Origin of the sequence: Pedobacter sp. V48, assembly GCF_000523515.1 — a bacterium.
Classification (GTDB): domain Bacteria; phylum Bacteroidota; class Bacteroidia; order Sphingobacteriales; family Sphingobacteriaceae; genus Pedobacter.
This window is the reverse complement of the sequence record NZ_AWRU01000013.1, coordinates 27,786-40,255: the sequence shown is the minus strand read 5'-3', so window position 1 is coordinate 40,255 and position 12,470 is coordinate 27,786. Positions and strand designations below refer to the sequence as shown.

The window sequence follows — 12,470 nt, the reverse complement described above, 5'->3', positions numbered from 1 at the left end:
GATTAATTAACTTGGTGAATATAGTCTTTGTTGAGCTTTTAAACACACCTAACTTAACGCATCATGAAAAATGATACCGAGACTATGCCTGTTTCCACAGTGAAGTGGACTTACCCCATGTTTCATGTTTACACGGTAATAGCCTTTACTTCCCTTTACTGGTCTAAAATTGGTTGTAAAAATAACCATATCACCAAGATCGGGCTTTAATACATTTGCCTTTGATTGCGCCCGCGGAACCTGTTCAGTAATCACAAATTCACCGCCCTTATAGTCTTCGTCTGTTTGATCAAGCATAAGAACCATTTGCATCGGAAAATATATCTCTCCATATAAATCCTGATGAAGCGTATTAAATCCACCTTCGCCATATTTTAATATCAGTACGGTTGGTTTTGTTTGTCCATGATCATGGCATATTTGTTTAATCTCTTTATGGGCAAGGGGGAAGTAGGTATTTAATTTCAATTCTTCCATCCAACTATTGGCCACAGGGGCAATTTGCGGATATATGTTCTCCCGTAATTCAGTTATAATTGTAGGCAGCGGGTAACTGAAATATTTGTACTCCCCTAATCCAAATCGATAACGTTCCATATTTACTGTTTTCCGATAGGTATCATCAGCATTGTAATCTTCAATCAATTCTGCACATTCCGCTTTTGTGAGTATATTTTTTATCACAACAAAGCCCTTACCATGTAGTTCTACGCTTATTTTAGGCCAGTTAATTTCGGCTATTCGTTCAATTATCGATTTCATATTCTAATATTTAAAGGCAAAGTAATTGGTAAAATCAAACACATTCAACCCGATTCTTGCTTTCTGGCTAAGCCATGAGTTTATACAGGAATAATCACGATGTTTTAAAAGCTTAAGTTTTTCAGCTAACTTTAAAATAAATAGTATTAATGTTATTAAAAGAAAATTATGCGTAAAAATCTCTTTGTATTTGGTATGAGTTGTTTGTTGATGCTGGGTTCTGCTGAATCTCTTTTAGCATCAGGAAAAAATATGCCTGTTAGCGCTCAAGCAGAAGTAAGTTCTAAAGATTTAATTGGCCGTTGGGATATCACTATTGATGAAAACGGAAAATCAGCACCATCATGGTTAGAAGTAAAACTATCAGGTTTAAAAACATTGGTAGGCTATTATGTTGGTCCTAGCGGAAGCGCTCGTCCGATAGCAAAGGTAAATTTCGACAATGGTAAATTCAGTTTTACTATTCCCCCTCAATGGGAAGATGGTGGTCAGGATTTTATTATTGAAGGTGAAGTAACCGGCRKMKYWWTTCMWGRTRCWAWWANSASAWWCNGMAGRMMMMANMATNCANTNGGWWAGRAGTAAARSYRYCRKRTTTAAARASAWYSGNMKGCTMCAGTTTGGGGTAAAACCATTAACCTGTTTAACGGGAAGGATTTAGCCGGTTGGAAAGCAATGGGAGAAAACCAATGGATAGTAAAAGATGGTGTTTTAACCAGCCCAAAATCGGGTGCTAACCTAATTTCTGATCAAAAATTTACCGACTTTAAATTGCATGTTGAGTTCAGATACCAAAAAGGAAGCAATAGCGGTGTGTATTTAAGAGGCAGACATGAGGTTCAAATTGAAGATAGCTCAAAAGACCAGCATCCATCAAGCGTACTGTTTAGCGGCATTTACGGATTTTTAACACCTAGCGAGATCAATGCGTTAGGGCCTAATACATGGCAAACTTTCGATATTACTTTAATAGGCAGAATGGTTACAGTAGTTGTTAATGGAAAAACTGTGATTACTAATCAGGAAATCCCGGGGATTACTGGTGGTGCATTAGATAGCAATGAAGGCGAACCGGGACCAATCTATATCCAGGGAGATCATGGCCCAATTGAATTTAAAAAGATAGTGATTACTCCAGCTAAATAGAATCAGTTTTCGTATAGTTTCATGCGTACTTCTGGTTTATCTTCGTCCTCTCTTCGTCATGAGACGAAGAGAGGACGGTTTTAATACGAGGGTAACCTAGAAGCACCCCAGAGGTAAAGTTTGCGCAGATGGTTAAAACACCTCGTTTAAACCGAGAAAAAATCCCTTTGCACCAAAATTACCAAATGCGTAATCTAAACATAGATTGGTTCGTGTTGCCTTATTAAACAATACACGCAAACCAGCCCCACCAGCGGGTTGCCATTGCTGAAACAGCTTTGTACCAGATAGATCATTGGCAGTTTGAATATTAAAGAAAGTAACTCCGCTTATAAAATCATTCCTTGTGATAGGGAAGCGGTACTCTATCTCCGAATAACAATACTGAGTGCCTTTAAAATAACCGATAGTATATCCTCTGCCACTTCTAAAATTTGCATCTTTTCCAGTACCCGGAAGTTCCAGATAGGGCAGTGTCCCACTTACTAAATAAGATCCCCAATTCCAGAATGCGATTACATGTTCTGGATTTCTGGCCGAAAGGCTCCAGTATTTTCTAAAATCGGTAGTTACCTGAACAGCATTCTTTGTACTTCCGATCCAGCTTTGATTTGCACGAATCCCAACGTCTGCATATATTCCTTTATAGGCTCGGTTCTGATTATCGCGTGTAGTATATTGTAAGTTTAATAAAAACCCATTAGCCATATAATGATCTCTATCAAAACCATGTATCTGATTATAAATATGATACGGCGTTGAGCCATTTGGGTTGTTTGGATCTTCTAATTTTCTGCGGATTTCAAATGACGCACCAGCTCCTATAAAAAGATGATCCATAATTTGCTTATATACCTTTTCCCTGAAATTATAATATTCGCCATGAATTGCATAGCCTTTACGCTCAGGATTAGACAATATCAGTTCTTCTTCAGTTCCTGTTGATACCTTGCCTATCCCCAATCCAAAATCAGGAGTAACTGTTTTAGCAGCAACCAGACTACCTTGTAAGTTCCATCTATTACCTGGCGTATAAACGTTGTGGCTAAGGTAAAAATAAATGATCCCCTTGGTTGTAATTGAGGCAGATGATGCAGCTACCGACATTAATGTATTTGGCTCATTCCCCAATACCTTTCCTACAACTGCTTTAAGTCCAATTTGAGCCCCAATACTAGGATTATAGGCAATGCTTGGCATAGGCGTAAGGCCCGATTTATTTTGAGTTGGCTTAGGTGGCTTACCCGGACTAAAAATACCGCGACCTAAATCGCCTATATCGTATTGTTTTACTGTAGTGTCGGTTTTAAGTGAATCGGACAAAGGTTTAGTTTGACCATAACTATATATCTGAACGCCCATAAATGAGGCCAGCAATACTATCTTTATTTTTAATGAACTTTTAATTTTCTTTCTATTTAAATGTGATAAAAACAAACAATACAAAGGTGCACAAACATTTCTGTTCCATCATATTTGATGCTAAAAACGAAAAATAAGCAACGTATCTATTAATTAAGCATGTGGGCCAGTATTGGTCCGCATTTTTCGATACATGGGGCATAAAAGTGTCTGTGTTTCCAATTTGCCGATTTAGGAGACAAACCCCACCAAAATTCTGCCAAAGCGAGTGGCTCCATTCCATTTGCAAAAGCATATTGTAATAATTTAGGTGCAGCACATTCTCCGGCACCCGCGGGTGGTTTCCCCGAAGCAGTATTTTCAAAAGCTTTAATTAAGCTCTTGGATTCTCCAGCTCTGTTTAAAAAATGGTATTGCTCAAAAATTCTGTTTTGTAATGCATTAGAATGGTCTTTTCTTAGCACTTTTAAAAGCTGGACTTCTTTGGTATGAGCCTCGTCTTTAAATAATTCCAGGTAACTGATTTTCTCGTTAATTTGAGCAAGTTTTTCCATCCCGGCATTTACAAAGCCCCCCGGCTCCAGGCCGTCAAATATTGGCGGTACAAATTTATCATGATGGTTTCTGCCGGCTAGTTTACCCGAAAAGGCAGCCAAATATCCCAGTTCGCCTTCCTTAGTCCTAACTATTAATACACCAAACATCTTTCCAATTACCATTCCTTCGGCACCGGCAAGCAAACCAAAATTGTGTCTCCATTCTTGTTGATGTGCTAAATGAAACTGCAGTTTACTCGCCGCCAATAGGCAAAGCGGATGTAATTCACCTTCTAAAGAGAAACTAAGTCCATCGGCCAGTGCATTGATTTCTGCAGATTCCTCGAAAGGGCAGAATACTGAATTTTCATTAATTAGATTTGGCATTATTGGACGTTTTGCATTATTAGGTATTTTTGTTTAGGCGGTCGTCATCCTGAATTTATTTTGCTTCGCAGCTACTTCGTGGTCAGGATCCCGGATTATAAATGTGGAATAGATCGCTTAATAATAATCCCTATTTTTAAAAAAAAATTAGCACAAATATCAAACAATTTTATTTAAAACCTTATAAAAATAATTTGCCATAATATTTTGTGCCTGATCAGATTTGACCCGGCACCTCATATGATTCTTTAACGCTGTCTGCTTCTTTTTGAGCTATTATTTTTTCTTTTTTGAGGTCAACACGGATTAGGTTATACAAGCTCATATAGATGTTAGCAACCCAAACTATAGAGAATCCAGATATAAGATAGCCGGTGAACCCTGGATATAGCAGCGTATATTTAGTAAGAATAAGCAGAAAGAGCGTAACATAATGACTAAAGCAATACTCGCAGGTAAGCATGTAAAATAGCTTTCTTTTCAGAATATGGTCAGCCGTTTTTGATTTTTCAACAAAGTATTCCCTTATCTCTCTAAAGACTTCTTCCTTCGTTACCGTCCAGGAGATGCAGGCCACTGGAATTGCGAGTATAAACAGCCAATATTCGTGAGTATTCATAAAAAGTGTTTAAAGAATGACGATTTCATGCTAGCTGAACAAAACAGGAAAGTATTTGTTTAAACATTTTTTTTAACCATTCATTTAGTTACTTTTCTTATAGTTCCATACTGCCCAGGCATTCAGCACAATGGCAAAAACACCAACAGCGCCTAGTTGAGGCAATATGTCTCTTAAGCCACTTCCTTTAAGAATTACCATTCGCATTACCTCTATCAGATAACTAACCGGATTGAACCGCGAAACTGTTTTTGCCCAATCGGGCATACTGTCTATTGAGGTAAATAGGCCTCCCATCAGAATAAAGATCATCATGAAAAAAAACATGACAAACATAGCCTGCTGCTGAGTATCACAAAAGGTTGAAATCAAAAGACCGAAACCTAAAATAGCCAGCAGGAAAACAGATGCAAAGAGATACAGTACCAGTAAATTTCCGAGAGGCACAATACCATAAATTAACCACGAAACCAGTAACCCCAGGGTGAACACCACATTTCCAAGTACCCAAAAGGGGATGAGTTTTCCCAATATAAAATGATGCTTCCTTATTGGGCTTACATTGATCTGTTCAATAGTACCAAACTCTTTTTCTTTTACAATGTTTAGTGCCGAGAGAAAACCCCCAATCATGGTAACCAATATGGCTAAAATACCAGGGACCATAAAAAATTTGTATTTCATTAAAGGATTAAACAGGTTGGATGAGCTGATCTCGATAACCGCAGCTCCGTTAAACTTTGAAACCGGCAGCAACTGTAGCCTTATGTCGTTATTAAAACCTCTTATGATAGAACCAAGATATGCGCCTCCAAGATTTGCCTTTACTCCGTTTATCGCGTTTACTGCAATAAATAGCTGTTGATGGTTTTCGCGGACAAGGTTGCGCTCAAATCCATGTGGAATTTCCAGAATCAGATCGGCCCTATCGCCTTCAATCAGTTTCATTGCTTCCTTAAAAGAGGCATTATATCCGGTAAGTTTAAAGTATCCGGATGCGGTAACTTTAGAGATCAGTTTTTGGGAATAGCTCGAATGATCATGATCTACCACAGAAAGATTGATGTTCTTTACTTCGTAATTTGCGGCAAGCGGCAGAATTATCAGTTGCATAACCGGCATTACGATAATCAGTAACAGGATAGCCTTGTTACGAAATATCTGTCTGAATTCTTTTTCGAGTAAAAAACGGATCGTTCTCATGCCAGTCTGATTTTAAAACTTTTTAAACTTACTACTAATAAAACAAGGGTAATACCACCTAGAATTAATGTTTCTTTCCAAATGGCCGAAAACCCCAACCCTTTGATCATAATGGACTTTACAATTAAATAGAACCATTTTGCCGGAACCAGATTCGAAATGATCTGTAATGCGTAGGGCATGTTTTCTATTGGGAACATAAATCCACTAAATAAGACAGTTGGTAAAAACATCCCCATTAGGGAGATTAACATGGCCATTTGCTGCGAATTTGTTTTTACAGAGATAAATATGCCCAGGCTAAGGCAAGTGATGATAAACAGGGTACTTTCTGCAAAAAGCAAAATTACACTTCCGTTAACAGGCAAGTCGAGCACATATACACTCAGCAATAGGATAGAAGCTACATTTATAAGCGAAAGAATAAGGTATGGTATTGCTTTGGAAAGGATAACCAGGAGAGGGCTGAATGGCGAAACCAATAAAACCTCCATAGTTCCTGTTTCCTTTTCCTTTACAATTGAAATAGCCGTCATCATTACGCATACCAGCATCAGTACCAAAGCCATTACACCAGGAACAAAATTAGGTGCTCCTTTTAATTGCGGATTATACAACATCCTTATTTCCGGAACTATTGAGTAGGATATAGCAGCTGTTTTGTCAATTGAATTTTGATAATCCTGAATAATTGAAGAAACATAATTAGTGAGCATACTGGCAGTATTCGGATCGGATGCATCAGCAAGAATCTGAATCTGAGCCTTGCGTTGATGGAGTAGGGATTCATTAAATCCTGCCGGAAAAACTACAGCCACTTTAATTTCCCCTTTCTTAAATGCCGCTTCCATTTGCTCATTGTTCATCACGCTACGTTGAATATCGAAATACCTGCTGGCAGCTATCCTGTGGATAATTTGCTGGGAGGCCTGGTCTTTGGCCTGGTCCATAACAATGATCTCAGAGTTTTTAACCTCATTGGTGAGTGCGAATCCGAAAATAAGAATCTGGATAACCGGCATTCCAAATAGAATGAGCAAGGTCTTTTTGTCCCTCCAGACATGGGCAAATTCTTTTTTTACAAAATTGATAAACTGTTCCATTGCCTTATTATTCTAATCGCTACGTTTTGCACCTCTTGCCAGCTGATAAAAAACCTGGTCCATTGAGCTTGCTTTAAATTGACTTTTCAAGTTAGCCGGGGTATCAAGCGCTTCTATTTTTCCATCAACCATAATGGATATGCGGTTACAATACTCTGCCTCATCCATATAATGAGTGGTCACAAAAACGGTAATTCCTTTTGCAGATGCCTCGTAGATCAGGTCCCAGAATTGTCTTCTTGTTACCGGATCAACACCTCCTGTAGGTTCGTCCAGAAATACAATTTTTGGCTGGTGTAAAACCGCAACCGAAAAGGAAAGCTTCTGTTTCCATCCCAGGGGCAGGGAGGCTACTAATTTTTTAGCTTCATTTTTAAGGCCAAGCTGCTCCAGTAAGTCTTCGCCTTTAGTTTTAATTTCCCGATTGCTTAACCCATAGATACCTCCAAAGAACCTGATGTTTTCCTGTACGGTGAGATCTTCATACAAAGAAAACCGCTGACTCATGTAGCCTATGTTCCTTTTAATTTCTTCTGTTTGCTTGTACACATCAAAACCTGCTACTGTGGCAGTGCCGGAACTGGGTATAGATAAGCCGCATAGCATACGCATGGCAGTTGTTTTACCTGCACCATTAGCACCCAGAAAACCAAATATTTCAGCCTTTTCTACTTCAAAGGTAATTTCATTTGTTGCTGTGAAATCCCCAAAGCGCTTGGTTAGCCTATCCGTTTTTATTACATATTCCATAGCTAGTTCTTCAATAATTTGATGAAATAATCTTCAATGGTTGGTGGTACAGGTTTAATTTCAATCTGAGTTAAGCCTTCAGTTTTTAGGTACGTCTTCAGCTTATTGTCCTCAAAAGAACCATTAAAGGAAACATGGGCATACTCGCCAAAGGCATAACAATCCATTACCTCAGGGTATTTTCTAAGTGCTTTAATCAGTTCATACATCTGATCTGCTTTGATTGCGTATAGTTGTTCCGGATATTGTTGTATCATGATCTGAGGGGTATTGATAGATAATATTTTTCCGTTCTGGATCAGGGCGATGCGGTCGCACAAAGTAGCCTCGTCCATATACGGAGTTGATACCAGAATGGTAATATGTTGCGCTTTAAGCCTTTTCAGCATCTCCCAAAATTCTTTTCTCGACACCGGATCTACCCCGGTTGTTGGCTCATCCAGAAACAACACAGTTGGCTTGTGAATGAGGGCACAACACAATGCTAGCTTTTGTTTCATCCCTCCGGAGAGTTTTCCGGCCCTTCTGTTTTTGAAGGGTTCGATCTGGACGTAGACATCTTCGATCAGATGATAATTCTGAGCGATGGTGGTGCCAAATACAGTGGCAAAAAAGCGAAGGTTTTCTTCTATGGTCAGATCTGAGTAAAGTGAAAATTTGCCAGGCATATAACCAACTGTTTTTCTAATCTGTTTATAGTCGGCAACTATGTCATAGCCGTCTACCTTTGCCGTTCCTTTTTCAGGAAGTAGCAGGGTAGTCAGCATCCTGAAAATACTGGTTTTACCTGCACCATCCGGACCAATAAGGCCAAACAGTTCTCCCTTATTTACATGGAAAGAAACATCATCGACAGCAACTAGCTGCTCTTTACCGTAGGTTTTACGGAGCCCGTTTACTTCAATGGCAAAAGCACTGCTCATATTTTTTTAGATAAAATGATCTCTCCGTACATGCCTATTTTTAAATAGCCGTCATTTTTCACCTTTATCTTAACTGCATATACCAAATTGGCCCGCTCATCTTTGGTCTGAATGGTTTTAGGAGTAAATTCAGCTTTATCGCTAATCCATTCTACAATGCCCTGGTAAGTTTTATATTTTGCGTCTGCTGCATCAACCAATACCTCAACTTTTTGCCCAAGTTTAATAGTTGGCAACTGATTGCCAGTAATGTAAGCCCTTAAAATGATGGACGACAAATCGCTGATCTTGTACAAAGGTTTGCCTATTGTAGCCATTTCATTTACTTCAGCGTATTTGACCAGTACAGTGCCCGCTGTTTCGTTTACAATTCTATTCTTTGAAAGTTGATCGTTTAATTGATCAATTTGTACATTCAAAGGAAGTGTTTCCTGATTTAAGCTGGTCGAGGTAATATTCAGGCTAGATTTCTGAGCAACTATCTGTTTTTTAATAATAGCAATCTGGGCATTGGCGTCGTCCAGTTGTTTTGGTGTTGCAGCATCGGCCTTTAATAGGTTGGTAATTCTTTGCTGCTCTCTGCTTGCTTGCTTTAGCTGTTCCTGATATGCGGCTATCTGGGCAGGCACATCGGGCTTTTTACCTAATACAACATTAATCTGGGCTTCCAGCTGTTTCTTTTTTAAGTAAAGTTGAGTAGTATCAATATAACCTATAGTTTCGCCTGCCTTAAGTACCTGTCCCTCCCCAAGATTCAGTACCTTAATGATTCCGGTTGCCTCTGCAGACACAATGGTCTCTACAGCTTCGAAAGTGCCCGAAGCATCATAGGCTTGTTCCTTTTGCCCACAAGAGATCAAAAACAAAGCGGTAGTTATTGCAAATGCTATTTTCTTCATGATTAGTTTGTTTTAAAGTTAATTGCCGGTGGTAGTTTTCTTATTGTACTGTGCCATAAGCAGTTGTATTTGGTGCGTAATTTTGCTTTGTCTGGCCTGATCTTCGGCGTTTACCTCTCGTAAATAATCGCTGGTATTGATCACTCCGTTTTCCAATTGTGCGGCCGATGTTTCCTTTACACTTGCCCGCAATGCAATAATCTCATCGTCTGAGCTCAATAGGTTGGTTTGCTTGTCAATTTCTGATTCCTGCTGTTTTACCACGAAATTAGTGTTCAGTAAAAAGCTTTCTTTTTGAAGATCAATCTCTTTTCTGTTGATGTCTATAATTGCCTTTTCTTTTTTGCTGGTATAAAAACCAGATAGGGGCCAGCTCATTCTAAGTCCACCCATCGCAAAAGATTCGGCAGCGTTATTCAGCATATTAAGTGCTGGCCTACCTACACCACCCTGCAAAAACAAATTAAATTTAGGCAGGTTTCTGGCAGCTATGGCTTGTTCTTTTACTTCCAGACTTTTGCGTTGCTGTTCATAAAGGCCAAGCTCTGGCCGGCGGATTTCAGTTTGCATTACAGGTTGTGCAGGTTTTTGCAGCTCAACATCTTCTGTAAGCGTTTTATTAATAAATAAGCCCAGCACATCTATATATCCTTTACGTGTAAATTTCTGCTCTATACTTTTTTGGTTTACTTTGAGTAGTTCGGCCTTAAGGATATTCAAGCTGCTTTTAAAGGCTGTTCCATTAGCTATGGTAGCTTTTGCGCGGTCGATGCCAAGCTGAATATCTTTTTGAAGCAATTCATTTTGCTTTAATTGGGCATCTATTAACAATATGCCAAAGAACAACTGGTTAACCCGTTCTTTCAATTTATACAATTCGACCTCAAGTTTCTGATTTTCAACCGAGGCATTGATGCCAATCGCTTCTTTTTGCTGCCTGATAACGCCACCATCAAATAGGACCTGAGTCCCTTCTGCACTTAACCGATACTGGTCTTTATTTAATTGAGGAATATTCATTCCTGGAATTTGAATTGGAATCTTTGTTACATCAGACTGGTAACTGGCCTGTCCGCTAATATTAAATTGCGGCAGATATCCTTTTGCTGCGTTTTCAATAGAGTAGGCTGCAGTTTTTGAAATCAATTCCGACTGCCTTACCAAGGGATAATTCTGGTGGGTCAGGTTGTAGCATTCTTCAATTGAAAGCTTTTCCTGGCTCTGCGCATTCGTTTGATAAAACACAAAACAAATGATGGTGGTGAAAAATATAGATTTCATTTCTATTGTTTATTTATTTGTTTTAATCATTTGATTAATCTCTGAACAAAAATTTTTAATGGGTTTTTAGCATCGCATCAATCCAAACAGGGATCATTTTTTTTCTTTCCTCAACCATTTTATCAAAATCTTCTTGTTTTAATTCTCCTATAATTTTAAGTAGGGGACTGGCTACAAAAGGGAAAACAGTTAAACTGATAATGTTTATAATAAAATGCAGGGGATTAGCTTTACCGTTTAGGACTTCGTTTAACTGCCGATAAAAATGAGATTTAAGCAGAATCTCTTTAACATTCATATTTGTAGCAAGTTTTTCGGGATTGGCTTTTATTTCACTTAAAATGAATAATGGCATGTCTGGTTGCTCTCTTAATAAATTGATATAGTTTTCGGCAACCAGTGAAATTTTTTCTGTTAGGCTGAATGCCTCATTATTCAATAATCCTCTTATTCCCATTAAAAACTGCTGTATGTTCTCCATCATTACAATATCAAACAACTTCTCTTTACTTCTGAAATAGTAGTTCAGCAGTGCAAGGTTTATACCGGCTTCTTCAGCAATATCTCTTGTACGAGTACCAGAGTAGCCTTTTTTTGTAAAAACGATATTTGCTGCTGCTTTAATCTTTTCTTCAGTACTGCTGTCGGCTTCTATCTTTATTTTCTTACTCATCTTTATCTTGTAATGTTTTAAGTGTTACAAATATAAGCGTAAATATTTTATTTAATCAAATAATTTAATCATTTGATTAAAGTCATAGACATATATCTTAATAACGCAGAGATCAAGTATTTTTTCTACTTTTGGTTCATACTTTCGAAGCATCAATTTTACATATGTTTTCTCGTAATCGCTTTTTTGACTTTTCGCAAAAGGTCAATTACAAAAATGAAATCCTGGCAGGCCTAACAGTTGCCATGACAATGATGCCTGAATCTTTATCCTTTGCCATCCTTGCTGGATTCCCTCCATTGTCGGGCTTATATGCCGCTTTTATTATGGGGTTGATCACCTCAATTTTAGGTGGCCGGCCGGGTCTTATTTCGGGTGGTGCCGGTGCTACGGCAATTGTTCTTATTGCTTTAATGAAGTCTAATGGAATTGAATATGTTTTTGCGGCCATTGCATTGGCGGGTATTATCCAGATAGGGGTTGGCTTGTTTAAACTCGGGAAATTTATTAGCCTGGTGCCTCAACCGGTAATGTATGGTTTTGTTAATGGCCTGGCTGTTATCATTTTTATGGCGCAATTGGAACAATTTAAAACTGTTGTGAATGGAGAATCGACCTGGCTTAGTGGTACTCCATTAATTATTATGGGGGGCCTAGTTCTGCTTACCATAGCAATAGTGGTGCTTTTGCCAAAAATAACCAAAGCTGTTCCTCCCTCTCTAATCGCTATTATAGTGATATTTTTACTGGTTCTTGGGTTCAATATTGATACAAAAATGGTAAGGGATATTGCTTCTGTTAGTGGTGGTTTCCCTCCATTTCACAT

The 12,470-nt window shown here is 38.5% G+C and carries 13 protein-coding genes; 2 read left to right on the top strand and 11 right to left on the bottom strand.

The annotated features are described in order from the left end of the window. Nucleotides 1-48: 48 nt before the first annotated feature. The gene (locus N824_RS12475) at nucleotides 49-762 is read right to left on the bottom strand and encodes a 2OG-Fe(II) oxygenase (RefSeq protein ID WP_048905488.1); all 714 of its coding nucleotides are present in this window, start codon (nucleotides 760-762) and stop codon (nucleotides 49-51) included. 633 nt (nucleotides 763-1,395) lie between these two features. On the opposite strand from N824_RS12475, the gene N824_RS38425 reads away from it, so the two are divergent. Further along, nucleotides 1,396-1,908 carry a DUF1080 domain-containing protein gene (locus N824_RS38425; RefSeq protein ID WP_306413897.1) on the top strand — a complete coding sequence of 171 codons (513 nt, stop codon included), beginning with the start codon at nucleotides 1,396-1,398 and terminating at the stop codon, nucleotides 1,906-1,908. A 132-nt stretch (nucleotides 1,909-2,040) separates the two neighbouring features. On the opposite strand, the gene N824_RS38420 is transcribed toward N824_RS38425, so the two are convergent. The 10 genes from N824_RS38420 to N824_RS38375 form a co-directional block, all read right to left on the bottom strand. Next, nucleotides 2,041-3,231, bottom strand: coding sequence for a BamA/TamA family outer membrane protein (locus N824_RS38420; protein ID WP_235207106.1), 1,191 nt, complete (start codon nucleotides 3,229-3,231; stop codon nucleotides 2,041-2,043). A 188-nt stretch (nucleotides 3,232-3,419) separates the two neighbouring features. Next, the gene (locus tag N824_RS38415) at nucleotides 3,420-4,193 is read right to left on the bottom strand and encodes a hypothetical protein (protein WP_048905487.1); all 774 of its coding nucleotides are present in this window, start codon (nucleotides 4,191-4,193) and stop codon (nucleotides 3,420-3,422) included. A gap of 217 nt (nucleotides 4,194-4,410) precedes the next feature. Next, on the bottom strand, nucleotides 4,411-4,812 hold the full coding sequence (locus N824_RS38410; protein WP_048905486.1) for a hypothetical protein: 402 nt from the start codon (nucleotides 4,810-4,812) through the stop codon (nucleotides 4,411-4,413). Between the two features lie 84 nt (nucleotides 4,813-4,896). After that, nucleotides 4,897-6,015 carry an ABC transporter permease gene (locus N824_RS38405; protein ID WP_048905485.1) on the bottom strand — a complete coding sequence of 373 codons (1,119 nt, stop codon included), beginning with the start codon at nucleotides 6,013-6,015 and terminating at the stop codon, nucleotides 4,897-4,899. Further along, nucleotides 6,012-7,118: an ABC transporter permease gene (locus tag N824_RS38400; protein WP_048905484.1), complete on the bottom strand. Its 1,107-nt coding sequence runs from the start codon at nucleotides 7,116-7,118 to the stop codon at nucleotides 6,012-6,014. Before N824_RS38400 ends, N824_RS38405 begins: the two co-directional genes overlap by 4 nt. 12 nt (nucleotides 7,119-7,130) lie before the next feature. Continuing rightward, on the bottom strand, nucleotides 7,131-7,868 hold the full coding sequence (locus tag N824_RS38395) for an ABC transporter ATP-binding protein (RefSeq protein WP_052334124.1): 738 nt from the start codon (nucleotides 7,866-7,868) through the stop codon (nucleotides 7,131-7,133). Between the two features lie 2 nt (nucleotides 7,869-7,870). Further along, on the bottom strand, nucleotides 7,871-8,791 hold the full coding sequence (locus N824_RS38390; RefSeq protein ID WP_048905483.1) for an ABC transporter ATP-binding protein: 921 nt from the start codon (nucleotides 8,789-8,791) through the stop codon (nucleotides 7,871-7,873). After that, nucleotides 8,788-9,690, bottom strand: a complete 903-nt coding sequence (locus tag N824_RS38385) for an HlyD family secretion protein (RefSeq protein ID WP_048905482.1) — start codon at nucleotides 9,688-9,690, stop codon at nucleotides 8,788-8,790. Before N824_RS38385 ends, N824_RS38390 begins: the two co-directional genes overlap by 4 nt. 18 nt (nucleotides 9,691-9,708) lie before the next feature. Beyond that, nucleotides 9,709-10,971, bottom strand: coding sequence for a TolC family protein (locus tag N824_RS38380; RefSeq protein ID WP_048905481.1), 1,263 nt, complete (start codon nucleotides 10,969-10,971; stop codon nucleotides 9,709-9,711). Between the two features lie 55 nt (nucleotides 10,972-11,026). Beyond that, complete coding sequence (locus N824_RS38375; protein WP_048905480.1) at nucleotides 11,027-11,644, bottom strand: TetR/AcrR family transcriptional regulator; 618 nt, start codon at nucleotides 11,642-11,644, stop codon at nucleotides 11,027-11,029. A gap of 164 nt (nucleotides 11,645-11,808) precedes the next feature. Here N824_RS38375 and N824_RS38370 point away from each other — a divergent pair. Continuing rightward, a partial coding sequence (locus tag N824_RS38370; RefSeq protein ID WP_048905797.1) for a SulP family inorganic anion transporter occupies nucleotides 11,809-12,470 on the top strand: 662 nt, incomplete at its 3' end.